Origin of the sequence: Undibacterium sp. Dicai25W (genome assembly GCF_049340505.1) — a bacterium.
Classification (GTDB): domain Bacteria; phylum Pseudomonadota; class Gammaproteobacteria; order Burkholderiales; family Burkholderiaceae_D; genus Undibacterium; species Undibacterium jejuense.
The window spans coordinates 124,407-150,450 of the sequence record NZ_JBMPOQ010000004.1 but is presented as its reverse complement, the minus strand read 5'-3'; the positions used below and the strand labels follow the sequence as shown (position 1 = coordinate 150,450).

General features: G+C 45.8%; 22 protein-coding genes. 16 read left to right on the top strand and 6 right to left on the bottom strand.

Going from position 1 to position 26,044, the window contains the following annotated elements:
* Positions 1-35: 35 nt before the first annotated feature.
* The 11 genes from ACO0KY_RS06840 to bamC all read left to right on the top strand — a co-directional run bounded on the left by ACO0KY_RS06840 (position 36) and on the right by bamC (position 11,964).
* Positions 36-1,079 carry an SPOR domain-containing protein gene (locus ACO0KY_RS06840; protein ID WP_423044986.1) on the top strand — a complete coding sequence of 348 codons (1,044 nt, stop codon included), beginning with the start codon at positions 36-38 and terminating at the stop codon, positions 1,077-1,079.
* Between the two features lie 15 nt (positions 1,080-1,094).
* The gene (locus ACO0KY_RS06835; protein WP_186912224.1) at positions 1,095-1,583 is read left to right on the top strand and encodes a CvpA family protein; all 489 of its coding nucleotides are present in this window, start codon (positions 1,095-1,097) and stop codon (positions 1,581-1,583) included.
* Between the two features lie 22 nt (positions 1,584-1,605).
* Positions 1,606-3,126, top strand: a complete 1,521-nt coding sequence (purF, locus tag ACO0KY_RS06830; protein WP_423044985.1) for an amidophosphoribosyltransferase — start codon at positions 1,606-1,608, stop codon at positions 3,124-3,126.
* Between the two features lie 288 nt (positions 3,127-3,414).
* On the top strand, positions 3,415-5,730 hold the full coding sequence (locus tag ACO0KY_RS06825; RefSeq protein ID WP_423044984.1) for a TonB-dependent receptor plug domain-containing protein: 2,316 nt from the start codon (positions 3,415-3,417) through the stop codon (positions 5,728-5,730).
* A 76-nt stretch (positions 5,731-5,806) separates the two neighbouring features.
* Positions 5,807-6,670, top strand: a complete 864-nt coding sequence (locus tag ACO0KY_RS06820; protein ID WP_423044983.1) for a 3',5'-nucleoside bisphosphate phosphatase — start codon at positions 5,807-5,809, stop codon at positions 6,668-6,670.
* Between the two features lie 164 nt (positions 6,671-6,834).
* A complete protein-coding gene (gene htpX / locus ACO0KY_RS06815; protein ID WP_423044982.1) occupies positions 6,835-7,710 on the top strand; it encodes a protease HtpX in 876 nt (291 codons plus the stop codon).
* Between the two features lie 51 nt (positions 7,711-7,761).
* Positions 7,762-8,385 carry an L-threonylcarbamoyladenylate synthase gene (locus ACO0KY_RS06810; RefSeq protein ID WP_423044981.1) on the top strand — a complete coding sequence of 208 codons (624 nt, stop codon included), beginning with the start codon at positions 7,762-7,764 and terminating at the stop codon, positions 8,383-8,385.
* Positions 8,386-8,439: 54 nt separating this feature from the next.
* Entirely contained in the window at positions 8,440-9,117 is a 678-nt protein-coding gene (locus ACO0KY_RS06805) for a site-2 protease family protein (RefSeq protein WP_423044980.1), read from the top strand.
* A 3-nt stretch (positions 9,118-9,120) separates the two neighbouring features.
* Positions 9,121-9,720 (top strand): class I SAM-dependent methyltransferase, encoded by a 600-nt coding sequence (locus tag ACO0KY_RS06800; protein WP_423044979.1) that lies wholly within the window; start codon positions 9,121-9,123, stop codon positions 9,718-9,720.
* Positions 9,721-9,830: 110 nt separating this feature from the next.
* A complete protein-coding gene (gene dapA, locus ACO0KY_RS06795; RefSeq protein ID WP_423044978.1) occupies positions 9,831-10,715 on the top strand; it encodes a 4-hydroxy-tetrahydrodipicolinate synthase in 885 nt (294 codons plus the stop codon).
* Positions 10,716-10,800: 85 nt separating this feature from the next.
* Positions 10,801-11,964 carry an outer membrane protein assembly factor BamC gene (bamC, locus tag ACO0KY_RS06790; protein ID WP_423044977.1) on the top strand — a complete coding sequence of 388 codons (1,164 nt, stop codon included), beginning with the start codon at positions 10,801-10,803 and terminating at the stop codon, positions 11,962-11,964.
* 178 nt (positions 11,965-12,142) lie between these two features.
* On the opposite strand, the gene ACO0KY_RS06785 is transcribed toward bamC, so the two are convergent.
* Together ACO0KY_RS06785 and ACO0KY_RS06780 are read right to left on the bottom strand one after the other, a co-directional pair.
* Entirely contained in the window at positions 12,143-12,364 is a 222-nt protein-coding gene (locus ACO0KY_RS06785; RefSeq protein WP_186912215.1) for a hypothetical protein, read from the bottom strand.
* Between the two features lie 306 nt (positions 12,365-12,670).
* Positions 12,671-13,804, bottom strand: coding sequence for a JmjC domain-containing protein (locus tag ACO0KY_RS06780; protein ID WP_423044976.1), 1,134 nt, complete (start codon positions 13,802-13,804; stop codon positions 12,671-12,673).
* Between the two features lie 77 nt (positions 13,805-13,881).
* Here ACO0KY_RS06780 and ACO0KY_RS06775 point away from each other — a divergent pair, with 77 nt between their 5' ends.
* Positions 13,882-14,439 (top strand): FKBP-type peptidyl-prolyl cis-trans isomerase, encoded by a 558-nt coding sequence (locus ACO0KY_RS06775; protein WP_423044975.1) that lies wholly within the window; start codon positions 13,882-13,884, stop codon positions 14,437-14,439.
* Positions 14,440-14,495: 56 nt separating this feature from the next.
* Here the strand turns inward: ACO0KY_RS06775 and mutS are convergent, their stop codons facing one another.
* From mutS to ACO0KY_RS06760, 3 genes are all read right to left on the bottom strand, one after another.
* A complete protein-coding gene (gene mutS, locus ACO0KY_RS06770) occupies positions 14,496-17,147 on the bottom strand; it encodes a DNA mismatch repair protein MutS (RefSeq protein WP_423044974.1) in 2,652 nt (883 codons plus the stop codon).
* Positions 17,148-17,472: 325 nt separating this feature from the next.
* A complete protein-coding gene (locus tag ACO0KY_RS06765; RefSeq protein WP_423044973.1) occupies positions 17,473-18,864 on the bottom strand; it encodes a DEAD/DEAH box helicase in 1,392 nt (463 codons plus the stop codon).
* A 97-nt stretch (positions 18,865-18,961) separates the two neighbouring features.
* Positions 18,962-19,759, bottom strand: a complete 798-nt coding sequence (locus ACO0KY_RS06760; protein WP_423045088.1) for an inositol monophosphatase family protein — start codon at positions 19,757-19,759, stop codon at positions 18,962-18,964.
* A 171-nt stretch (positions 19,760-19,930) separates the two neighbouring features.
* Here ACO0KY_RS06760 and ACO0KY_RS06755 point away from each other — a divergent pair, with 171 nt between their 5' ends.
* Both ACO0KY_RS06755 and ACO0KY_RS06750 read left to right on the top strand, forming a co-directional pair.
* Positions 19,931-20,683 carry an RNA methyltransferase gene (locus ACO0KY_RS06755; RefSeq protein WP_186912211.1) on the top strand — a complete coding sequence of 251 codons (753 nt, stop codon included), beginning with the start codon at positions 19,931-19,933 and terminating at the stop codon, positions 20,681-20,683.
* Between the two features lie 358 nt (positions 20,684-21,041).
* The gene (locus tag ACO0KY_RS06750) at positions 21,042-22,787 is read left to right on the top strand and encodes a type IV pilus assembly protein FimV (protein WP_423044972.1); all 1,746 of its coding nucleotides are present in this window, start codon (positions 21,042-21,044) and stop codon (positions 22,785-22,787) included.
* An 81-nt stretch (positions 22,788-22,868) separates the two neighbouring features.
* On the opposite strand, the gene ACO0KY_RS06745 is transcribed toward ACO0KY_RS06750, so the two are convergent.
* Entirely contained in the window at positions 22,869-23,669 is an 801-nt protein-coding gene (locus ACO0KY_RS06745; RefSeq protein ID WP_186912209.1) for a PP2C family protein-serine/threonine phosphatase, read from the bottom strand.
* 92 nt (positions 23,670-23,761) lie between these two features.
* On the opposite strand from ACO0KY_RS06745, the gene ACO0KY_RS06740 reads away from it, so the two are divergent.
* Positions 23,762-23,962, top strand: coding sequence for a YdcH family protein (locus ACO0KY_RS06740; protein ID WP_186912208.1), 201 nt, complete (start codon positions 23,762-23,764; stop codon positions 23,960-23,962).
* A gap of 55 nt (positions 23,963-24,017) precedes the next feature.
* The gene (locus ACO0KY_RS06735) at positions 24,018-26,027 is read left to right on the top strand and encodes an ATP-dependent DNA helicase (RefSeq protein ID WP_423044971.1); all 2,010 of its coding nucleotides are present in this window, start codon (positions 24,018-24,020) and stop codon (positions 26,025-26,027) included.
* Positions 26,028-26,044: the final 17 nt, after the last annotated feature.

Sequence of the window (26,044 nt, the reverse complement as noted above, 5' to 3'; positions counted from 1 at the left end):
GCGGTGAATAACGCCAACCAACCAGATATTTGCACATGGGTTTGCTCTCGCGTTTTAAACAAAAGAAGGAAACGTCCGACAGCCACGACAGCGGTGAATTCCGTTCTCGTTCTGAAGAGGATAGTATTGCATCACGCTCGCGTGGCAAAAAATCTGAAAATACACGGAAAAGCAAGGTTGATGATCCTGTTTTGCCTGAAAAGAAGCGTGCCAGAAGACGTTTGATTGGTGCAGTTGCTTTAGCGTTGGCAGCGATCATCGGTTTGCCGATGTTGTTTGATTCTGAGCCTAAACCTTTGCCAGATGATATTGACATTCGTATTCCCTCCAAAGACAAAATGCAGCTTGCTGATGCGACTAAGCCCGCCGAACCTGCGCCGCCGCGCAAGCCCAATCTGGTTGACGTTGATCCAAACGAAGAAATCATTGATCCCATCAGTCCAGCGACTGAAAAATCTTCTTTAAAAGCTGATCAGAAGACATCGGTACCTGAAAAGAAGCTCAGTACCCAAGATGTATCAGTACACAAGACGGATAAAGCAGACACAGTCACGCTGCCGAAGACTGAAGTGAAGACAGTTAATAAGTTGACTGACTCCAAAAACGATGCCAAACCAGAACCTAAGATAGAAGCTAAAACAGATGCTAAAACAGATGCCAAGGTGCCTTCTAAGCTTGATGTTAAGGCTGACCCCAAAGTCGACGCCAAAGCTGAAGTAAAGCTTGAAAATAAAGCAGATACCACCAAATCCAATAAGACTGCAGCGGGTGATGATGCGGCTCGTGCCATGGCAATCCTGGAAGGTAAAAGCCCAGCAAAAACGGCTGCTAAGACGACAGATGTTGAACATTCTTCCTATGTAGTGCAGGTTGCTGCACTGGCAACCCAAGAAAAAGTTGATGAGTTGCAATCTAAATTGAAGGCAGCAAGTATTAAGTCGTATACCCAAAAGGTGGCGACATCCTCAGGTGACAAAATCCGTATCCGGGTAGGCCCATTTGAGTCGAAAGAAGAGGCCGATAAAATGCGTGCAAAATTGGTGAAGTTAGGCTTGAACGGTAGCTTGGTACCGAACTAAACTGGATGCTGTGTCGTGACCTTATTTGATTACATTGTTATTTTGATCTTAGTGTGTTCAGTAGTTATTAGCATGATGCGTGGTTTGATCAAAGAAATTTTGTCATTAGTCAGTTGGGTCGTTGCCTTCGTTGTGGCAAACGCTTATAGCGAATTGCTGGCAGGTTGGTTGCCGGCGGTGTTTCCGGGACAAATCATTCGTTTGATTGTGGCGTTTATTGCTTTGTTTATCGGCGTCAGGTTGTTGATGGCCTTGGTGATGATGGCAGTCAACGCGGTGATTAATGCAGCGGGTTTGTCGCTGGCAGATCGCGGACTGGGAGGATTATTTGGTTTGGCACGCGGATGCGTGTTGGTGTTAGCTGGCGTTTTAGTGTGTGGAATGACCACGATGCCGCAACAAGCTTTTTGGAAAGATGCATTATTTAGTCCCATGGCAGAAACAGCGGCTCAGACAGTGATCCCATTTTTGCCAGCGTCTATTTCCAGTCATGTCCGGTTTTAACTTGTCTTTTTAGGAGTCCACCATGTGTGGCATCGTCGGTGTAGTTTCAAATGGTCCCGTCAATCAATTACTGTATGACGCATTGTTGTTATTGCAGCATCGCGGTCAGGATGCTGCTGGTATCGCCACCAGTCACGGCAGTAAATTTGCAATGCATAAAGCCAATGGTCTGGTGCGTGACGTGTTCCGCACGCGCAACATGCGCTCATTGCCAGGTAATATTGGTATAGGTCAGGTTCGCTATCCTACTGCTGGTTCTACCAGCGAAGAAGAGGCGCAACCGTTCTACGTCAATGCGCCATTTGGTATTGTGCTTGCTCATAATGGCAACTTGACGAATGCAGTCGAACTCAAAATCGAATTATTTAAAAATGACCGCCGTCATTTGAATACGGATTCAGACTCGGAAGTGTTGCTGAATATTCTTGCGCATCAGATTCAAGAAGTGACAAGTGGGTATTCGCTCGATCCAGAATGCTTATTCCGTGCTGTGTCCATGTTACACCGTCGTGTTCGCGGTTCATACGCGGTAGTGGCGCAAATCGCTGGTTATGGTCTGCTCGCATTCCGTGATCCATTTGGTATTCGTCCATTGTGTATCGGTGTATCTCAAAACGAGAATGGCACTGAATACATGGTCGCCAGCGAATCAGTTGCGCTGGAAGGTCTGGGCTTTAAATTCTTGCGTGATGTAGAGCCGGGCGAAGCCTTGTTTATTGACCTTGAAGGCAATCTGTACAATCAACAGTGCGCAGATAATCCTAGTCTCAATCCTTGTGCATTTGAATATGTTTATCTTGCTCGTCCTGATTCCATTATTGATGGTGCTTCGGTTTATCTGACACGTTTGAAGATGGGTGAATATCTGGCTGAGAAAGTACGCAATCAATTCCGTGACGGTGAGATCGATGTGGTCATGCCAATTCCTGACTCTTCTCGTCCTTCCGCGATGGAATTGGCGTTGAAGCTGAATCTCGATTATCGCGAAGGCTTTATCAAAAATCGCTATATCGGTCGTACGTTTATGATGCCAGGTCAGGCCGTTCGTCGTAAATCAGTGCGTCAGAAATTGAATGCAATTGGTTCGGAATTCAAAGGCAAAAGTGTCTTGCTGGTAGATGATTCTATTGTGCGTGGTACCACGAGCCGTGAGATTGTTCAGATGGCGCGTGAGTCTGGTGCTAAACGCGTTATCTTTGCTTCTGCTGCGCCACCAGTTAAATTCCCTAACGTATACGGTATCGATATGCCGACTCGCAGTGAGTTGATTGCTTTTGGTCGCTCAGATGAAGAGGTGTGTCGTGAGATCACAGCCGACGCTTTGGTATATCAAGACGTGTCAGCAATGAAGCGTTCTATTTCGGATGTGAATCCACGTCTTCAAAATATCGAGGCATCTTGCTTTGACGGATTCTATGTTACTGGTGATGTGTCGGCAAGTTATCTTGATAAACTTGAGGCTGCTCGTAATAACCCACGTGCTGAGTCTGAAGATTTATTACGTTCGCAGTTAAATTTAAACCTCGCAAATCCGAGAGATTAAAATTTTTAATTTTAATTTTTAATTCTAGCTAGCCATTTTTATTTAAAAGAGCCCGCCAACTTTCAAGTGGCGGGCTCTTTTTTGTAACTTATTTGGTGATCATCAGCAGCGCTTTACTGCCTTCTGATGCAATCCGTATCGGAAAGTAACGTGGGTAGTGTGATGTTTCATTTTCATACAAAAACATCAAGTCTATAACTGGTTTTTGCGATTGATTGAAAATAGAATGCTGCTGACTATTCGCGTCACTCGCGACCTGACGTGTTCATCATTTTGTGATTCTATCCCATGCGTCTTCCATTTCAAATTTCTACGTTGACCCTGAGTATTTTGAGTGCATTTTCTCTTTTGGAAAATGCGCATGGTCAGACTATTCAGGTCACCCAAACCGACCAAGCAGCTGTATCAGTGCCATCGACAAGTGATGAAAAAGAAGGCACTAATTCAAGTGTGGAACAAAAATCTAAAAATGCTAATCGATTAAAGAAGAACGAAGCGCTGAAGAATGACAATATCCAAAGAGTTGTTATTGATGGCGGGCGTACGGATGATGATGCTCGCCGCCAATCTACAGCAGCAAAGTTGATTTTTGGACGTGAAGAACTGGATAGGAATGGTGATACAAGTTTGGGCGAAGTGCTCAAACGCTTACCGGGTGTGACCATTGGAGGGAGGCCGGGACGCGGGGGCGACATTCGCATGCGTGGTATGGGAAATGGTTACACGCAAATTCTCATTAACGGCGAACGTGCACCGCGTGGTTTCTCGATGGACTCATTGTCCCCTGATCAGGTAGAACGTATCGAGGTAATTCGTGGTGCTGTTGCTGAATATAGTACCCAAGCAATTGCTGGTACGATCAATATTGTTTTACGTGAAGATTACAAGCAAAAAAACGTAGAGCTAAAAGCGAGCTTGAGTTCTGAGCAAAATCGGCTGGCGCCAAATGTGTCGATTTCTTATCCGGGAGAAATCGGGAATTTAAGTTACGCCCTCAACGCTTCGGTATTTCAAAATAAGCAGCGCGATCAGAGTACCACTAACTCCATAGAAACAGCGGCTGACGGTACGCCAAATTTGCTGCAAAACGAATACGATGAAACGCATCGTCAGACTACTGGAATTCACTTTACACCGCGCTTGAACTATAAGTTCGAGAATGGCGATACGTTGATGTTTCAACCTTTCATCATGCGATCACATAGTGTTTCTGACGGCGTTAGTCTGGTTGATCAGGTATATCGTTCACCAACGGCAATAGAACCACCCGCTTATGCGATTGCAAATAACAGTGGCACCGCCGATACAACGTTTATACGAAGTTTTGGCAACTGGCAGCATAAATTTGACGACAATGCGAAACTCGCAGTGAGATTTGGTGGTGGTTACGGCAAGATGGAAAGTTCATCACTAAGTAATCAATTGGATGTGAATAGTAATCCGGTTGCAGTTGTGACTGTGTCGAATAGCACCATCGACAAAACACTCAATAACGGTGGCAAATACACCGCCCCTATTGGTGAAGGGCAGACCTTTGCTGTTGGTTGGGAAATGGAGTTTGGAAAGCGCGACCAGAGCAGCGTTTCTTTGAGCAACGGCAAGCCGCAGTTTCAGGATTCCGGCGATGATTTAACGGCCAGTACTAAGCGTTTTGCCGTGTTTGCGCAGGACGAAGTGGATTTGAGCGCGGAAGTATCAGCCTACGCGGGTTTGCGTTGGGAGGGGATAAAAACATCCAGTTCTCTCGCCGGAATGGATGTTGGAAATAGTAGTATCGTCTGGAGTCCGATAGCGCATATGGTTTGGCGCATTCCGGGTGAGTCCAAAAATCAAATCAGGATGAGCTATGCGACGACCTACCGGGCGCCGGTGTTGAACGATTTAATTGCGATTCCAAGCATCTCCAATTTGAATAGCCCGACTCGCCCTGATCGTATTGGTAACCCTCTGTTGAAGCCGGAATTATCGAAAGGCATCGACATCGCTTTTGAGCACTATCTCAGTCGTGCTGGCTTGTTGAGTGCCAATTTCTTCGTCAGAAATATTAATGACTTGATGCGAAGAACCACGCAATTGGTCAATGAACCTGGTGGGCAGCGTTGGGTATCTTCTCCGATGAATATCGGTCAGGCTACCACTAAGGGTATTGAGCTCGAAGCAAAATTCCAATTGCAGGAATTTTTCCCGGAAGGCCCTGCGATCGATTTCCGGAGTAATTACAGCCGTTTCTGGTCCAGTGTGGATGATATCCAAGGACCTTACAACAAGATTGATCAGCAGCCGCCTTACACTGGAAATATCGGCCTGGATTATCGGATTGCTGGTATTCCTCTGACCCTGGGTGGGAATCTCAACATCACACCAGGTTATGACACACAAAGTACTGATACGCAGCTTAACTTTACTGGTTTAAAGCGCCAGATCGATATCTATGGTTTATGGAAATTCAACCCGGATTTACAGTTGCGTCTATCTGTCAATAATTTTCGTGCGAATGACTATGTAACGAGCACAGAAGTGAATCTTGGTGGAGTTAATCGTCTTGATTACGTTACAAATAAAACTTATACAACGTTTAGTTTGCGTCTTGAAATGAAATTATAGTAGGCAATTCTCGCGGTGCAGCATATTCCCCAACGCAGGAGTACAATGGAATCTTGAATTTTGTTTTCGCATTGTGATGTCCATTATGTCCGCTTTAAGTCTAAACGTTGATTTCCATAGCCACTCGACCATTTCTGATGGAGTGTTGTCGCCGTCTGAGCTTGCTGCCAGAGCCAAGAAAAATGGCGTGGATGTCTGGGCGTTGACGGATCACGATGAAGTTGGCGGTATAGCCGAGGCACGTGCAGCGGCGGCGGCATTAAATTTGCGTTTTATCACTGGTGTTGAAATCTCTATTACCTGGGCTGGTAAGACGATTCACATTGTGGGTTTGAATATCGATGAAACGAATAGTGATCTTATCGATGGTCTTGCTAAAACCCGTTCTGGACGCGAACGTCGCGCTCGCGATATGGCAGTGGATCTTGCTGCACGGGCTGGTATTGAGGGGGTCTATGAAGGTGCGCTGAAGTATGTCGGCAATCCTAACCTGATTTCGCGCTCCCACTTTGCCCGCTATCTATTAGAAATTGGTGCGTGTGATTCAGTTTCTGATGCGTTTAAAAAATATCTGACCGAAGGCAAACCTGGCTATGTTGCACATCGCTGGGCTACCTTAGATGAAGCGGTCTCCTGGATACGCGGCGCTGGCGGTGTTGCTATCGTCGCTCACCCCGGACGTTATGATTTGACGCCGATTGCTTACGACAGTTTCTTCAAAGAATTTAAGGCTCTCGGTGGTGTCGCGATAGAAACCGTGACTGGTAGTCACAGTGTCGATCAGTACGACGAATATACCCGCATCGCCAATCAGTATGGTTTTTTGGTGTCGCGCGGATCTGACTTTCATTCGCCTGACGATGCTGAAGTGGATATAGGTAAGCTGCCGGCAATGCCAAAAACATCTAAACCTGTGTGGGAAACTTGGTTTTCAGTCTGATTGGGTTCCATGAGGTCGAATTTGCTCAGTTTTGATCTGTTTCAGCTTGAATTTACTGAAATCCACGTGATTTGACGTAAATCCAGTCAAATCGTCTTGAATTTTCTCGGAATGGCCATATCTTTCTTGCAGGATTTTTATTTTTCCTGCACTGGAGAAGCTATATGAAGCGCATCGTTTTATTTTTATTGACTAACCTTGCCGTGATGGCAGTGATGTCTATTGTCTTATCTGTATTGGGAGTTAATCGATTTCTGACTGCCAATGGTTTGCAGATGGGTACCTTAATGGCATTTTCACTGGTGGTAGGTTTTACCGGTGCTATTTTTTCCTTATTAATCAGCAAACCAATGGCCAAGTGGTCAACTGGAGCGCGTGTTATTGATTCGCCATCGTCTTCTACCGAACTGTGGTTAGTGAATACCGTTCGTATGCTGGCCGAGCGTGCAGGAATCCAAATGCCAGAAGTGGCAATCTATGAAGGTGAACCAAACGCATTTGCGACCGGTGCTTTCAAAAATTCCGCTTTAGTAGCGGTATCGACTGGACTGCTGCAAAGTATGACTAAGGAAGAAGTTGAGGCTGTTCTTGGTCATGAAGTTGCGCATATTGCCAACGGCGATATGGTGACAATGACTTTGATTCAAGGTGTCGTCAACACGTTTGTGGTATTTTTGGCTCGCGTTGTCGGTTATTTGGTCGATAAAACATTTTTCCGTAATGGTGATGATGACCGCCCAGGTATTGGATACATGATTACTGTGTTTGTGTGCGAAATCATTTTTGGTATTGGTGCATCGGTGATCGTTGCCTGGTTCTCACGTCAACGTGAGTTCCGTGCCGATGCTGGGTCTGCGCGTTTGCTTGGTAATCGTCAGCCGATGATTCATGCGTTAGCGCGGCTGGGTGGCATGGAGCCTGGCGAGTTGCCAAAATCAATTGCAGCTGCTGGCATTAGTGATAAAGCGGGTTGGTCGGAATTGTTTTCCTCCCATCCACCGATGGAAGCACGTATTGCTGCATTGCAAAGTCTAAAGTAATCATGCATTCACTTTCATGGCGGTAGCGATTGCTACCGCCTTTATTCTTTTATGAGCCAATTTTTCCAAATTCATCCTGATAATCCGCAGTTGCGCTTGATTAAGCAGGCGGTACAAATTATTGATGGTGGCGGCATCGTTGCTGTGCCTACTGACTCGTGCTATGCCCTGGTTTGTCATCTGGATGATAAAGAGGCGGTGACCCGACTGCGACGTATCCGAGGTGTAGATGAGAGGCATCATTTAACACTGTTGTGTCGTGACTTATCCGAGATTGCTTTGTATGCGAAGGTCGATAATCGTCAATATCGTATGCTGAAAGCGGCGACACCAGGGCCATATACCATGATTTTGGAGGCGACCAAAGAAGTGCCCCGGCGCTTGAGTCATCCTTCTCGTAAAACGATAGGCTTGCGTGTGCCGGAAAATAAAATTACCCATGCTCTGTTGGAAGAGTTGCGCCAACCTTTATTGGCAACAACTTTGATTTTACCAGACGATGATGAACCCATTACCGATCCCGAAATCATTCGCGAACGCCTTGAGAAGCAAATTGATCTTATTATCGATGGTGGCCCTTGTAGCCTCACACCGACGACAGTGATTGACATGACAGGAGACGTGCCGGAATTAATTCGTCAGGGCAGGGGAGATGTCAGTATGTTTGGTCTGTAAGCCAAGATGAGGTAAGCTAAGTTTCCTTTTTTATAAAAATTTTAAAAGTACTTTATGAATGATTTTAGTGAGTTGATCAGAACGATTCTGATTTACGCTTTGCCAGTAATATTTGCGATTACCTTGCATGAGGCGGCGCATGGCTTTGCAGCGAAATATTTTGGCGATACCACAGCGTTTAGTCAGGGGCGGGTCAGCCTTAATCCTTTGGTGCATATAGATCCGTTTGGTACGATTATCATTCCTGCGGTGCTTTATGTCGCGACAGGTGGTGCATTTCTCTTTGGTTACGCGAAACCTGTATCTATTAATTTTTCCCGCTTAAAAAATCCTAAGCGCGATATGGCTTGGGTTGCGTTGGCGGGTCCTGGCGCTAATTTCGTGATGGCGTTTTTTTGGCTGATGTTTGGCGTTGTTCTGCAAGCTGCAAACATCGAGGAGATCTTTTTCATCAAGATGGCAAATGCTGGCGTGTTGACCAATCTGGTGATGCTTGCATTTAACTTGTTTCCTATTCCGCCCCTCGATGGTGGTCGTATTCTCGTGAGTCTCTTGCCGAACAAGCTCGCCTATAAATTTGCCCAGATTGAGCCGTACGGCTTTTTTATTGTCATGGGCTTGGTAATGATACATTGGCTGCAATTCTGGCTGTTGCCTGTGATGATGTTATCCAACTTCATATTGAAGTTGTTGATCACGCCGTTTGCATTGCTATTGGGTGTTCCCGTCTAAAAAATGACTGCCATTTGTACTCATAGTTCGGTAGAGCGTGCTGCAGCGGCAGATGTGCTGGTGTCACCGTGGGTGCAGCGCTTTGCTCATTTACTGCCCACGGGACAGGTGTTGGATGTGGCGTGCGGTAGTGGACGTCATACGCATTGGTTGTTGGCTTCGGGGTATGCTGTAATAGCGTTGGATAAAAATCCCGCGATGCTGCCGGCCTTATCAGCGCGAGGTGCAAATGTCATTCAGCATGATCTCGAACCGGATGCTGAAACTGCGAATTGGCCATTTTCCGACGACATGTTTTCAGCGATCATTGTTTGTAATTATTTGCATCGCCCATTATTTCCGTATTTGTTGGCAAGCTTAAAACCAGATGGTGTGCTCATTTACGAGACCTTTGCACAAGGAAATGCAGAGTTTGGTAAGCCATCCAACCCAGCTTTTTTATTAAGTCCGGGTGAACTTTTGGAACAAATGCGTTCTAATGCTCAGGTGCAAATGCAGGTCATTGCTTATGAAGAGGGGTTTGTTTCGAAACCGAAAGACGCCATGGTGCAGCGTATTTGTGCGCGTAAAGCAGCATTTTCTTCTGTGTTTGATCATCTATAGGCCTGCTGGATCAATTTAGTTGAAAAGTTTGAATCTGAATTCCAGCTATTTACGCCCCGATTTGCAGTCTATCCGCTACAATCGGGGTTTTACTTTTTTCGTGCACTAACATGACAAAGATACAGGGAAGTCTGGTTGCTATTGTGACCCCTATGCATGCTGATGGCAGTCTTGATTTGCCTTGCTTGCGCAAACTGATTGATTGGCATATTGCTGAAGGTACGGACGGTATCGTCATCGTCGGTACCACTGGTGAATCGCCAACGGTTTCGCCAGAAGAACATTGTGAATTAATTCGAGTTGCAGTCGAGCATGTGAATAAGCGCGTACCGGTGATTGCTGGCTCTGGCGGTAACTCAACTGCTGAAGCGATCGCTTTAACAAAATTTGCCAAAGAAATCGGCGCAGATGCATCTTTGCAGGTAGTGCCTTACTATAATCGTCCTACGCAAGAGGGTATGTATCAGCATTTCAAGAAAATTGCTGAATCCGTTGATATCCCTGTGATTTTGTACAATGTCCCTGGACGCACTGTCGCGGACATGTCCAATGAAACGATTTTGCGCTTAGCGCAAGTGCCAGGCATTATTGGTGTTAAAGATGCGACTGGCAACATCGCGCGCGGCATTGACCTGATTCGTCTTGCGCCAGCCGACTTTGCCGTTTACTCAGGGGATGACGCGACTGCAATGGCATTGATGTTCTGTGGTGGTAAGGGAAATATTTCCGTGACGGCCAATGTCGCACCACGTGCTATGCATGAAATGTGTGTGGCGGCAATGCGCGGTGATACGCACGCAGCGATTGCGATTAACAATCGCGTCTTGTCTTTACATAATAAGTTGTTTATTGAGCCAAATCCACTGCCTGTAAAATGGGCAATGATGGAGATGGGATTGATTCCTTCAGGTATTCGTTTGCCGCTCGTTCCTATGGCGGAGCAATATCATGAGGTAGTTCGTACTGCGTTACGTGAGGCAGGTGTATTACAATAAGCATCATCTTGAACGACTTGTTACCAGGTACCAAGTCGTTTGCTCTAAGTCGTTTTAATTGATAATAATTCGTAGGGACTTTCACATGGCAAAAAGCTTTGTTGCTAAAAACGGGATCATCGGCGCGGTAGCGTTAGTGGGATTGTCTGGTTGTTCTTCAATCAGTAATTTGGTTGAACCCAACAAGATTGATTACAAAAGCGCTGGTAAAGCGACGACGGTTTCTTTGGAAGTTCCACCAGATTTGACGCAGATACGCCGTGATAGTCGTTTTGCAATTCCTGAAGCAAATAAATCAACTGCAACCGCCTCTGGGTATAATCTCGAAAAAGGTGATAAGGCGACTGTCTCCAGTGCAGTTATTGCACCAAATCAAGTCAAAGATATGCGTATCGTTCGCGATGGCAATCAACGTTATCTGGTCATAAAAAGTGCTTCGACTGAAGCATTATGGCCGCAAATTAAAGACTTTTGGCAAGACTTGGGTTTCTTAATCAACGTCGAAAATCAAGAGGCTGGTGTGATGGAGACGGATTGGGCGGAAAACCGTGCAAAAATTCCTCAAGATATTATTCGTGATACCTTGGGTAAGGTGCTGGATTCATTGTATTCGACAGGTGAGCGTGATAAGTTCCGGACTCGCCTTGAGCGTGGTTCGAATGGCGAAGTAGAAATCTACATTAGCCATCGCGGTGCACAAGAGGTGTTGACTGGAGCGCAAAAGGACGGTACTGCCTGGACGCCACGTCCCGTGGATACCGGTCTTGAGGCTGAATTCCTGACGCGTTTGATGGTGCGTTTAGGTGCTGATGCCGAAGGGGCTAAGGTTGCTGTGAGCGCTTCCGCTGCACCAACTGCTAAACCGCATGCGCAATTGCTGAAAGAAGGTGATGTCAGCTATATTTCCGTGGACGAGGGTTTTGATCGTGCATGGCGCCGCGTAGGATTGGCGCTTGATCGTGTTGGATTTACTGTCGAAGACAGGGATCGCTCTAAGGGTTTATATTTTGTTCGTTATATTGATCAGGATATCGATGCTAAAACCAAAGGCGCGAGCGAAGGATTCTTCTCTAAATTGTTTGGATCGTCTAGTGAAGCTTCAAAAAATGCACAAAAATATCGCGTTTACGTTAAAAACGCAGCAAGCGGTGATCTGAGCAATGTATCTGTTCAGGATGTGGATGGTAAACCTGATTCTTCTGCGGTTGCTGAGAAAATACTGAAGTTGTTACAGGATCAGTTGAAATAATTCGTTCTAAGTCAATTATTTCATAGAAAAAGCACGGCAAAAACTGCCGTGCTTTTTTTTGCCTAATTCATGTTGCCATTATCTAGTTTTTGAAAATCGCAGCATCTGGGCGTAAAAGGGTGTAAAAGGGCGTAAAAAAAGCCGACCAATTGGTCGGCTTTTTACAAGCAATAAAAAATTACTTGGAAGCTGGTGCCGCTGTTGCGGAAGCAGCTGGAGCTGCGTCAGAAGCTGGAGCTGCGTCAGATGCTGCAGCTGGTGCTGGAGCTGCTGCTGGTGTTTCTACTGCTGCTGAAGCTGGAGCTGGAGCAACTGCGGATGCTGCAGGTGCTTCTTCTTTTTTGCCACAAGCTGCCAAAGCGATTGCCAACAGGGATACGAGCAAGAGTGATTTTTTCATGTTTGTACTTTCAATAAGTAGATCAAAAAAATAAGATCAAAATTTTGCGATGAATAATTACCGGTAATTATCGCTCTATAGGCTTACTCGAAGAATGCGAATGCAAAATATCGCACCGGCACCTCCGAAAGTTTCCTAGCCCATGATTATAATGATTTTTCAGGCAATGGAATAGATATTGATGCCGAATTGCCTCTATTTTGTTAAAAATTTGCACTGAAGAAAGCATCTAAATCTGAAATTACCGGATTTTTGCAGAAATTGGTTGTTTTTCGTCTTTGTGCAAGTGCGGAAAAGCAACAATTCTTATGTTAATTGCAACCAGCCATCTTCATACCAAAGACAAAAGGCCTCTAAGACATCTTCGGTTGTGTCGCTTAGATCCTCGCCACTTAAACATCTGTCGTTGGCTAGTTTGGTTAATAATTTTGCGTCTTCTTTTTGCACTGCAAAAGATTCACCATTAATGAAAACATGTTTGCCTTTGTAGAGCATGGATGTTTTTAGTGCGAGTTTGAGACCACGTTTTTGCGCGTTTTGCGCAAAGCGTTTGGGGCTTAGTGGTTTTTCTGGTGAATCAAAAAACACATTTGATTTTGGTTCGGACAAATATTCGCCAATAAAAATCGTAATGTCTTCCTCAGAAAATTTAATTTTTGCAATTTCTGCGGCAATTTTTTCGACCATCTCTTGGCTTATTTCAGCCGGGTGGCTGGTCGCCTGCAATTCCGGATCTTGATAACGACCTGGTAACTCAATCGTGTCGGACATGAAATTGAGAAATGATTGACCGAGCTCTTGATGGGAAGGTGCGCGGAATCCGATCGAATATGTCATGCACTCACCTATTGCTACACCATCGTGAGCATATTGTGGCGGTAAATACAGCATATCGCCTGGCTCTAAAATGAATTCTTGTTCAGGTGTGAAGTTGTTGAGTATCTTCAGTGGCATGCCTTCGATGAGGGATAAATCCTTTTGCGCCCCGATTTGCCAGCGACGTTGACCATGCGCTTGCAACAAAAATACGTCATAGGAATCAAAGTGTGGGCCTACGCCTCCGCCATCGGCAGCATAGCTGATCATCAGGTCATCCAATCTTGCATCAGGGATGAAGCGGAATTGGCGCAGTAAATTATCAGCGGCTTCGTGATGCAGATTGACGCCTTGTACTAACAGTGTCCAGTCTTTTTTCTCTTTGAGTGGCAGCTTATTAATTGGGCCGTTTTTCATTTCCCAGTGTTTTTTGAAGAAGCTGATCAAGCGCGATTCAACATCGTCTTGCGCGGCGAGTTCAAATAACTCTGCTGGTGTCAGAAGGGGAGCGAATGCTGGAATTGCCTGTCGGATCACGAGTGGCTTTTTATGCCAGTACTCGCTGAAGAATTGATCGGCGCTGAGTCCGCCCAGAAGCGGTAGAGGTGTGGAATTTTTTTTCATATCAGCATTATAGGCTTGCCTTCATGCTTGTTCCAGACAGGTATAATCAAGGATGAATATTTTTTTAAGGACTTTGTATGAAGATTGTCAAAAACTCAGTGGTTACCGCGCGTTATAAATTAACAGATGCGCAAGATAACCTGATTGAAGAGGGGCAAGAGCCTATGGTTTATCTTCATGGTGGCTACGACAATATTTTTCCAAAAATTGAAGAAGCCTTAGAAGGTAAAGAAGTCGGGTTTGAGACAACTTTACAATTAAATCCAGAAGACGCATTTGGTGATTATGATGCTGCACTGGTCAAAGTTGAGCCTCGTTCACGTTTCCCATCTCCTTTGGAAGTAGGCATGCAATTTGAAGGTATGCCTGAAGATGCTGATGATTCAGACGAGTCCTCAGAAGAAGAGGCGCATATTTTCACTGTGACCGATATTGCCGATGATAAAGTTGTGTTGGATGGAAATCATCCATTGGCGGGCATTGCTTTACGCTTTTCCCTGACAGTTGACGACGTGCGTGCTGCAACGGATGAGGAAATTGCTCATGGACATGTACACGGCGCGCATGGTCATCATCATGACGACGATGAGGATGATGACGCTGGTAATGAATATCGAAGCCATCCAATCCACTAATTTCGTGTAGCTCGCTGTTTAAGTAAAAAAGCCGCAAGATGCGGCTTTTTTACTTTTTAGGCTTTGCGTGTTTGCTTGTGCAATACTTTTAACTCATACAAGGCATCTAAAGCCTCTCTCGGTGTCATGGTATCCGGATCCAGTGAAGTCAGGGCGTCATCCAATTCCGTATTGACTGGTTCCGCTTCAGCGACTTCTTGCTCTATTGCCGCAATGCCAGGTGTAGCTGAAAATAAATCAAATTGCGGTGTTGATTGCAAAGAATGTGCTTCGAGTTCGGCCAGGTGCTTGCGTGCCGAGCGTATTACGGTCTGTGGTATACCGGCTAATTGAGCGACTTGCAGGCCATAACTTTGTGAGGCAGGCCCCGCTTGTACCGCATGTAAGAAGACGATGTTTTCTTTGTGCTCAACCGCAGAAAGATGTACGTTTTCTGCGCTTGGATGCACATCTGGTAATTGCGTTAACTCAAAATAATGCGTCGCGAAGAGCGTAAAACTCTTCGAGACCTGAATGAGATGCTTGGAAATCGCCCACGCCAGTGCCAGCCCGTCAAAGGTTGAGGTGCCTCGTCCAACTTCATCCATCAGCACTAGAGAGTTTTCGGTTGCGCCATTTAAAATGGCTGCTGATTCTGTCATCTCCACCATAAATGTAGAACGTCCACCTGCCAGATCATCAGCGGCTCCTATACGAGTGAAAATACGGTCAATAGGCCCGATTGTGGCGGAATTGGCGGGCACATAACTGCCGACGTAGGCGAGTAAGGTGATTAGCGCCACTTGACGCATAAAGGTTGATTTACCGCCCATATTCGGGCCAGTAATCAACAGCAATTTACGCTCCTGTGACAACTCACAATCATTCGCGATAAAGCGTTCAATCTGATTTTCAACGACAGGATGTCGGCCCTGACGAATTTGCAGAACTGGTTCAGCAACCAATTGTGGTGCGCACCAATTGTTTTTAGTTGCGTGTTCGGTCAGGCTCACTAACGCATCAAGCTCTGCAATGGCATGAGCAATCGCTTGCAGCAGGCTGATGTGTGGCAATAAATCTTGCAGTAATTTTTCGTACAGCATTTTTTCACGCACCAGTGCGCGTTCTTGCGCAGACAAGGCTTTGTCTTCAAATGCTTTTAATTCTGGCGTGATATAGCGCTCGGCATTTTTCAGCGTCTGACGGCGGCGATAGTTCTCAGGGACTTTATCCGTTTGACCATTGGTGACTTCGATATAAAACCCATGCACGCGGTTGTATTCAACGCGCAGATTGGCGATGCCGGTACGTTCACGTTCCGATGCTTCCAAATCGACCAAAAACTGTCCCGCATTTTCTGATAATGAGCGCAACTCATCGAGTTCACCATCAAATCCGGTCGCAATCACGCCTCCATCTCTGACCATGGTGGCAGGCAAAGGCATCAACCCACGTTCTAGCAAATCAAGGCAGTCAGCCGGTGTGGCGAGATCGGCGAGTATTTTCGTCAGAACGCTGGTTTGATTGTCGGCAATGCACATGCTGACGTAATTGCGCAAATTGGGTAAATGTTGCAAACCATCGCGCAAACCGGATAAGTCACGTGGCCTCGCTGATTGCAAAGCGATGCGGGTAGTAATCCGTTCGATATCGGGAACCGAGTTCAGGGTGGTGGCAAGGCCATCGGCTGAATCAGCATTGATTAACGCTTTGATCGCATCATGTCGGGCACGTGCGATACTCTGATCACGTTTAGCATGGTGCAGCCAGTGACGTAGCAAACGTGCTCCCATCGCAGTGCGGCAATGGTCGAGCAAAGAGAATAAGGTCGGTGATTCTTGTCCACGTAAGGTTTCTGTGATCTCCAAATTGCGACGCGTGGCGGTATCGAGACCAATAAATTCATGCTCACTTTCAACTGCTAAGCTGTTGACGTGTTTTAAACCACGTCCCTGTGTGCTTTCGGCATACCGTAACAACGCTCCTGATGCACCAATTGCGGCGCTTAAGTTTTCAGCGCCAAATCCAGTCAAAGAGTTTGTGCCTAATTGATCTTGCAGGGATTTTTGGCCTTGTTTGACATCAAAATGCCAATCCGGTACTTCAGAAAATTTACCTGGCAATGCCTGATAATGTTCGTCCAGTAATAGTGTGCCTGCGGAAATCAAAATCTCAGCCGGGGAGATGCGTTCTAATTCTTGTTGCAGGCGTTGAAGTAATGATTTTTCATCGGTGGCGAATTCCATTAATTTCAGCGCACCACTTGCTAATGACAACCATGATAAGCCAACGGTGACTGTTTTACGATGCTGCAGTAAGCATAGTGAGAGTAGGGGGCGTTCAGACTTTTCCGGCAATAAATCGGTATCAGTCAAGGTGCCAGGAGTGATCACGCGCATGACTTTGCGCTCGACCGGTCCTTTGCTGGTTGCTGGATCACCGACCTGTTCGCAAATGGCAGCAGACTCTCCCATTTTTACAAGTTTCGCGAGATATGGCTCAAGCGAATGAAATGGGATGCCGGCCATCTTGATTGGATTGCCCCCCGAGCTGCCGCGTTGGGTCAGAGTGATGCCGAGCAGGCGAGATACTTTTTCAGCGTCGCCGAAAAATAATTCATAAAAGTCTCCCATGCGATAAAACACCAAGGTATCCGGGTGCTCCGCTTTGATGTTCAGGTATTGCGTCATCATTGGGGTGTGGCTTACTGCTTTGTCATTCGTAACCATGTGATTGTTCTTATTTTGTACTGTAATCAGGTGATATTTTCTTGAGGTGAAGCTTCTCTGTCTGTGGGCTTTGTACTTTGAATTTACCCATACTGCGTTTAGCTATTGGCGATATGTGTAATGTGCAAATGCGCTAGAGCATCATTGAGTGCACATTATAAACGACCAAAGCCCTCGCTTGATGGCGTCAGGCGTTTATATGGCGCCGCGGTACTGCTCGGGGGAGTATTGATAAATTTCGCTGCCCAAATGAAAACAGGGTAATAAACTCAGATAGAACTTACCTGATTTATTACCCTAAAATTATTGTCCGGAGAAAGACTGATTAACCGTTACCGCGACCGCCGGAGCGTCTTGGGGTCGATTGCTTTACGGCTGGGCGACTTCCCTGTGGTCGTGGCTTGTTGCCGCCTTCGCGCGCTGATACTGCGCCAGCAGGTGCGCTGCGATTTGGCGTGCGTGCCTGAGCAGGTTTATTGCCAGACTGTGGACGTGGGCTTCTCCCGCCTGGATTGCCGCCGCGACCGTCAAAACTGCGTAATTGGATAGGTTGCGCTTTGGCGTGTGGGTCGGGGATAAATCCATCAATGATCTCTTGTGGAATCTGACGCTTGATGAATTTCTCAATGTCTGCCAACAATTTAAATTCGTCAACACAAACTAGCGATACTGCCTCACCTGTTGCACCCGCGCGACCGGTACGACCGATGCGGTGTACGTAGTCTTCTGGTACGTTAGGCAAATCGTAGTTGACCACGTGTGGCAATTGGTCAATGTCAATACCGCGTGCAGCGATGTCAGTCGCAACCAACACTGGCAGACTGCCATCTTTAAACTCAGCCAGCGCTTTGGTGCGTGCAGACTGGCTCTTGTTACCATGAATCGCCATGGCTGCCACACCGTCTTTAGCTAACTGTTCAACCAATTTGTTGGCGCCGTGTTTGGTGCGTGTGAACACCAGTACTTGCGACCATTGATGTGTCTTGATCAGATGCGCTAACAGGGGGTGTTTTTTATCGCGGTCAACTGGATGAATCTTCTGTGCAATCACTTCCACGGTCGAGTTGCGGCGAGCAACTTCGATCATTTCCGGATTATTCAGAAGCCGGTCAGCCAGAACTTTGATGTCGTCAGAGAAGGTGGCCGAGAACAATAAATTCTGACGTTTAGGCGGCAATATCGCTAACACCTTTTTGATGTCGTGAATGAAACCCATGTCTAGCATGCGATCTGCTTCATCCAGAATCAGAATTTCGATGTTACGTAAATCGATGGTCCCTTGTTGATGATGGTCGAGCAAGCGGCCAGGTGTCGCAACTAAAATATCGACGCCGTGTTTAAGTAACTTGATTTGTGGGTTGATGCCAACGCCACCAAAAATCACGCCAGAGGTCAATGGAACATATTTGCCATAGGTTTCAACGCTTTCCTGAACCTGAGCGGCGAGTTCGCGTGTCGGCGTCAGCACTAGTGCACGGATAGGGCGTTTGGAAACTTTGTCTTTTGGTGCGTTTGGCGAAGTCGATAGACGCTGCAGTACCGGGAGGGTAAATCCCGCAGTTTTTCCGGTACCGGTTTGCGCGCCAGCCAATAAATCTCCACCCTTGATGACAGCTGGAATAGCTTGAAGCTGGATAGGGGTTGGTGATGTGTAACCTTGTTCGCTAACGGCACGAACAATGTCCTCGGATAAGCCGAGTTCAATAAATGAGGGCATGTGTTTCTACTGATCTGATGAACGCACAGACTGGCTTTCGCCAGTCTTGTGAAAAGGGCATTCAGCAAAAAAAATGCTGAATGTAAAAGAGATAAATCTATTTTTTTTCTGATGCTGCAAATGGTTGAAGCAAATTGACCATTTGCCCGAATACTTTTGGTGTTCCTGCCAATACATCGCCTTTGTACAGGTAATCAGAATCGCCAACAAAATTGCCAACGATGCCGCCTGCTTCTGTGATCAACAATGAGCCCGCAGCGATATCCCACGGCGCCAGACCTTTTTCAAAGAAGCCATCGAGGCGACCGTTTGCTACGTAGGCTAAGTCCAGTGCCGCAGAACCTGGTCTTCTCAGGCCTTGGCATTTACTTGTCATGACTTTAAACATTTCCATGTATTGGTCGAGGCCGGACAGGTCGCGTGAGGGGAAGCCAGTTCCAATCAACGCATCAGCAATTTTGTCGCAACGGGTAACTCGGATGCGTTTATCGTTCAGAAATGCGCCGCCGCCTTTAGTTGCGGTGAACATTTCATTGCGTGTTGGGTCGTAGACAACGGCTTGGGTAATGATGCCACGGTGTTGCAAAGCGATGGAAACGCAATATTGCGGAAAACCGTGGATAAAGTTAGTCGTACCATCTAGTGGATCAATGATCCAGACATATTCACTTTCGTCGTGCAAATTAGTGGATGCACCCGATTCTTCAGCAAGAATTGCGTGGTCGGGATATGCTGTCTTCAACACTTCGATAATTGCGGCTTCCGCGGCTTGATCCACTTCAGTGACAAAATCATTGAAATGTTTTTCTGTTACGCTGACGCGATCGAGATCAAAAGAAGCGCGATTAATAACTGTCGCGCCGCGACGAGCGGCTTTAATAGCCGTATTGAGCATTGGGTGCATAAGGTTTCCGATAAAATGACGGCAAACGTAGCTCAATCACCTAAGAGTGAAAGAGTGAGGTTTGCTACACAAAAATGATAAAGAGCGTGCGCTACTGTCTTTCGTCGGGCAAAAAAGGCCGCTCAACCACATAACAATTAACGCTTAATCTTGCTATTTTAAATGAACTTGACAGAAACTGACACATCTCTTTTTCAAAGACTGCGCTTTGTACTGGTAGAAACTAGCCATCCGGGCAATATTGGGGCTGCAGCACGTGCTATTAAAACTATGGGTTTTGGGCAGTTAATTCTGGTTAATCCTCGTTTTGGTGATGCATTAACGCATCCTGATGCTATTGCCTTTGCGAGTGGAGCATTGGATGTTCTGGAGAAAGCAAAAATCGTAACGTCGATTGAAGACGCTTTGTCAGGATGTAAATTTGTTGCGGCGGTCAGCGCACGGCTGCGAGAGTTCTCGCCGCCAATTTTTACACCTAGAGCAGTGGCGGAGCGCATTTCTCCAGCACAGGAGGGGGAGGTTGCCTTGGTGTTTGGAAGCGAGCGCTACGGATTGCCTAATCAAATCGTCATGAATTGTCAGGGCTTGATCAATATTCCTGCTAACCCGGACTATTCATCCTTAAATCTGGCCCAGGCAATTCAATTGTTGGCATACGAATGCAGACTGGCGACTGAAACTGAAACAAGAAGTAACGTCGGCTTTCACGGCCAAGCTGCTTCTATTGAAGAAGTTGAAGGGATGTATGAGCATCTTGAACAAGCTTTGGTCGCGATTGATTTTCTGGACCCGAAGAGCCCAAAGAAGCTGATGCCGCGTTTAAAACGATTATTTTCTCGTGCTCAATTAGAGGTTGAAGAAGTAAATATTTTGCGCGGAATTTCGAAAAAAATTCTTGATTTTCGGAAGAAATAATTAGTAACTAAATGGCTGCAGCGTATGATTGAAATAAATACATTTGTTGTTTAAATTGATAAATATTATGAAATTTCTCATAGGCAAAGCATTTTGTTTCTTCTTTAGCATTTTCAGAGTGTGATAGTTTTGTTATAACCACAGTAAGATTGCGATTGGGTACGATTGCAAGAAAGAAAATTGTTTCTATTTTATCACTGAGGACATTATTATTTTTGTTCCATACCAAAGATCCTCTCTTTATCTTTTGTGTCTGAGCGCTCTTTTAGCTGGCACGATCGACGACGCCCATGCTCTCGGTATGGGTGGTCTTCGCGTTCAGTCTTCGCTTGGGCAGCAACTGAGGGCGCAGTTAGACGTGACCGGCATTGATGCGCAAGATATTGATGCTGGGTGTTTTCGTGCGACTATTGAATCTGCCGAGGGCGTTTTATTATCCAATGTTGATTTAAGAATAAGTTCTCAGGGAAATGCTAAATTTTTGCACTTGGCAACCCGTAAAAATATACAAGAACCAGCGGTTAAAGTTACTGTTCATGTTGCTTGCGAAGTGCAGTTGCACCGTGAGTATATGATTCTGCTCGATCCGCCTGAAATTTCGGGATCGGCACCAAATATAGCTTTGCCTTTACTGGAACAGAAAGTAAACATCCCTCCCGGCGCAGAAGGGAAAATAGATAAACTTCCTTTGCGATCTAAACCTAAGCAAACCTCACCTAAGCAGAAATCTGAAATTGTCTCTGAATCAGCGACGGTAAAAAAAAATGATAAAAATTTAAAGCCGGTTAGTCAACGATCGGTATCTTCGCCTGTAAGAGACGCTTTAAAATTGTCGGATGAGCCTGAACTGGTACCTCAAGGCTTGAGGATGGCTGACACAATATCAGCACGAACCGATGGCAAAGAGAGCGATGCGTCTGCCGAGCTACGCCTTGCGCAAGCGCAATATGCTGCGATGATGCGTGGTGAGGATATCCCGCAGATTGCTCCCGGGAAACTTGAGTCGACTGAACAAAAGAATCAGTTATTACTAAAAGAATCGGCACAGTTAAAACGTCAAATTCAGCAAGATAAGTCAACTATTGACGAATTAAAAGAAAGCTCGATTCCCAAAACCTGGTTCTACCTTTTAGTTTTCCTTGTCGCTGGTGCAATTGCAATTGTAGCAATGTTGGTTGCGTATGTAAAACGCATACACAAAAAGACATCATCTACTTGGTGGGAGCAAAAAGAAATTAAGCCTGCCCCGGAAACTAAGTTGAACATTGAAGATTTGGTCAATAGTGTGCAAGCCAGTTATGGTCCGACAACGACGAGTGTATCAACCGATTCCCCTGAGTCCTATTCGCGTCCAGCACTAGGTGGAAATTCATCTCATTCTAAAACTCTGTCAGCAGCTGACGCTTCTTTAGGTGGCTTAGAGGCGCCGTCTGTGTTTGGACGAAATTACACTCCATCGTTGGAAGACACCAACAGCAGTACCTTCAATTTCTTCTCGTCTCGGACAAGCTCAGTCAAAGTAGAAGAAATCTCGGATGTTACTCAAGAAGCTGAGTTCTGGATGTCTGTGAATGATCCTGAGCGAGCGATAGAAATACTGGAGCCTCAGGCGGAACTGGAGCATCCTGAATCGCCGGTGCCATGGCTTTATTTGATGGATTTGTACAGAGTTGTGGGAAGTAAAGAAAAATATGATCATTTGCGCGATCGGTTTGTCGTTTTTTTCAATGCAAATGTTCCGGAATTTGAAATTGATCCATCAACATTGCCGACCAGACACCTCGACGATTTTGAGCACTTATCTAGAAAAATCTGTTCGATGTGGAACACGAATGATATCTTGCCGTTCCTTGAAAGTTTGCTTATCGACGACCGTGATGGAAAACGTATGGGGTTTGAGTTGCCTGTGTATAGAGACATTCTCTTGCTGATTTCTATCGCGAATGAACTGGAGCGTCAAAAATCGATGGGAGAAGTAGCCCGTGAGCGTAATTCTTTTGTTGCTTCCACGGGTTCTAGCGTTGCTCCTAAATTGCCTGAAGAAGATAGTAATGTGATTAATTTTGAAGCGATCGATTTCGAGAAGAAATCCAGTTCTAGTTAATTTATATCTACATGAATTTGGATGAAAAATGCGGCACAGAGATTATCGTGCCGCGTTTTTTTGGGGACTAGTAAAACTAGTTTAAATTGCTCGACGCATTTTTTGAACAGTATAATTTCTGATTTCTTCAGGTGGCTCTATGAGTTTGATAATTGCAAATGTGCAATTATCTCCTCGTGGCGTACCGCGTTCACGGGCTTTACGAATCAACAGTTCTGCAGCTTGTCTTGGTGTATTTGCGGCTACGGCGGCTGAAAGCTCATTATCTTCAAAGTAATGCCACAGTCCGTCAGAACATAATAAGAAACTGTCACCAATTTTTAAATCGTCGTGCTGCCCAAATGTGATGAAGGGGTGTGTGTTCGTCGAGCCCAAAACGTTAACTAAGATATTTGATAACTTGTGTGTTTTAGCTTCCTCAGGGAGAATTTTCCCTTCTTCTACTAGTTTTTCGACATATGAATGGTCGCGAGTTTTATCACCAAAATTGGGGCCGTTAAAACGGTATAACCTGGAATCACCAGCGTGAGCCCATATTGCTTCTTGTTGAGGAGTAATTACCAGGGCTACAAAAGTACTATGGGGCTCTTTTTCTGCTGATACCGCAGTTAATTTAATAACCGTGTGGGCCTCATTGAGAATATTTTCCAGTAATGCCTTAACGTCATTGCCGGGATAAAATTCGTCAAATAACTGTTTGCTAGTACGAATAACTTGCTCGGCCGCGAGAGCGCCGCCGCTTTTGCCACCCATGCCATCAGCAACCACGGCCATCATATAGCCTGGGGCGTGCGGAGCCGCAAAAAGGGCGACCCTGTCCTGTTGTTCCTGTCGGTCACCGATATGTTGCCCGGTGCCAGCTTCTATCTTATATTGGCTCATACGTCTTGGTAGATTACACTAGTGGGAAGTCAATTATTTGGCTTTCCATGTTTTGATACTAATTAACACTATTTTACTTTAAGCTGAAGGCTATGAGCCATCCTGAACAAGTACGACAACGAATTATTGAGTTAGAAGTTGAGCATAGGGATCTTGATGTGGTAATAAATGCGCTGACAAAGGATCCAGATCATGATGAGTTACAATTGCGACGCTTAAAGAAGCGGAAATTGCAATTGAAAGATCATATCACTTTGCTCAAGATTCAATTAACTCCAGATGTGCCGGCGTGATTTATTGTTGCGCGCATGCCTTTTTATTTGCTTTTAGTTTTTGAATGCTCTCATTTTGATTGAAATTCCGACCAAAGAAACACCTCCTGGCGTACATGACGCAGAAGTTGATCATATTTTTGGGCTTTCGGGTCCGCTAAGCGCAACAATTGCGGGGTATCGCCCTCGCAATTCGCAAACGGAGATGGCGAAAGCAATTGCCAGTGCGATTGCAGGTCAAAGTACATTGCTGGCTGAAGCCGGAACCGGAACTGGTAAAACCTATGCCTATCTTGCGCCCGCTTTGCTCTGGGGTGGGAAGGTCATTGTTTCAACTGGTACCAAAAATCTTCAAGATCAGTTGTTTTTAAGAGATATTCCGACAATAAAAAAGGTCTTGAAAGCACCTGTATCTGTCGCGTTGCTTAAAGGGCGGTCGAATTATCTTTGCCATTATCACCTTGAACGCACTTTGCAAAATGGGCGTTTAAGTTCGCGTGAAGACGTAGGATATCTTCGTGATATATCTCGTTTTATAAAAACAACAAATAGTGGCGATAAGGCTGAACTCTCGCGTGTTCCGGAAAATGCGAGTGTCTGGAATCTGGTGACCTCGACCAAAGATACTTGTATGGGGTCTGAGTGTCAGTATTATCAAGATTGTTTTGTAATGAAGGCGCGTAAAGAAGCGCAGCAGGCCGATGTAGTCGTGGTCAATCATCATCTCTTTTTTGCCGATGTCGCTTTAAAAGATACTGGCATCGCTGAGCTGTTGCCGTCTGCAAATACCGTCATCTTTGATGAAGCACATCAACTCCCTGAGACTGCGACATTGTTTTTTGGCGATACTATTTCGACTTCTCAAGTACTTGAGCTTTGCCGCGACACGTTAGCAGAGGGTTTGTCGCATGCCCGAGACGGTGCTGAGTGGGCTAAATTGGTTGCGCCGGTTGAGCGGGCTGCACGTGATCTGCGTTTAGCATTTCCGCAGGATATTGTTCGTCTGTCTATCGATCAAATCGCACCTTCGAGTCCGTTTTTCGAAGCACTTGAAGCACTTAAATCTAGTATGAGCGACTTGATTGGTGTATTAGAGAAGCAGGCAGAGCGTGCGGAAACCATTGAGCAGTGCAGGGCGAGAGCGATTATGCTTAGTGATCAGATCGACGCCTGGAACGCCGAACCCTCCGGTAAAGAGAAGCAAGGAGATTACGTTTTATGGGTTGAGGCATTTTCAGTTTCTTTGCAACTGCATCGAACACCTTTATCGATCGCCCCAATTTTTAACAAACAAAGAGAGGGAGTGCCGCGGGCTTGGATATTTACTTCCGCTACCATGGCAGTAAAAAATGATTTTGCTCACTTTGTTTCTCAGATGGGTTTATGGAATGAACCAGCTCATACATGGCCTAGTCCGTTTGATTATCAGAATCAAGGATTTCTCTACGTCCCCAATGGAATGCCAGATCCAAATTCCAGAGACTACACTGAAGCAGTTGTGAATGCGGCTTTACCGGTTATTGCTGCGGCCGGGGGGAGGACATTTCTACTATGTACCACCTTAAAGGCGGTTAAATTTTGTGCTGAAAAACTCAAAGATGAATTTGAAAAGCGCGGCTTGGCATTTCCTTTGTTTGTGCAAGGAGATGCTGGTCGTACTGAATTACTCGATCGATTCCGGGCATCTGGCAATGGCGTCTTAATTGGTAGTCAAAGTTTTTGGGAAGGTGTCGACGTTCGCGGGGATGCTTTATCTTTAGTAATTATCGATAAGCTACCATTTTCGCCTCCCGATGATCCTGTGCTTGCAGCACGCATTGCGGCGATGGAAAAAAAGGGATTGAATGGTTTTGTGCATCATCAGTTACCTGAAGCAATTATCAACCTCAAGCAAGGGGCAGGGCGCTTAATTCGTGATGAGACTGATCGCGGTGTTTTGATGATTTGCGACCCTAGGTTAATCTCTAAGCCCTATGGAAAGCGAATCTGGCAAAGCCTGCCCGGTTTTGCGCGAACACGTATAGAGGCTGATGTGGTAAGTTTCTTTGAACGCATACGCAACGAAACAATAAACGAGGAAAGCTAGATTTTTTTTGACGGGTA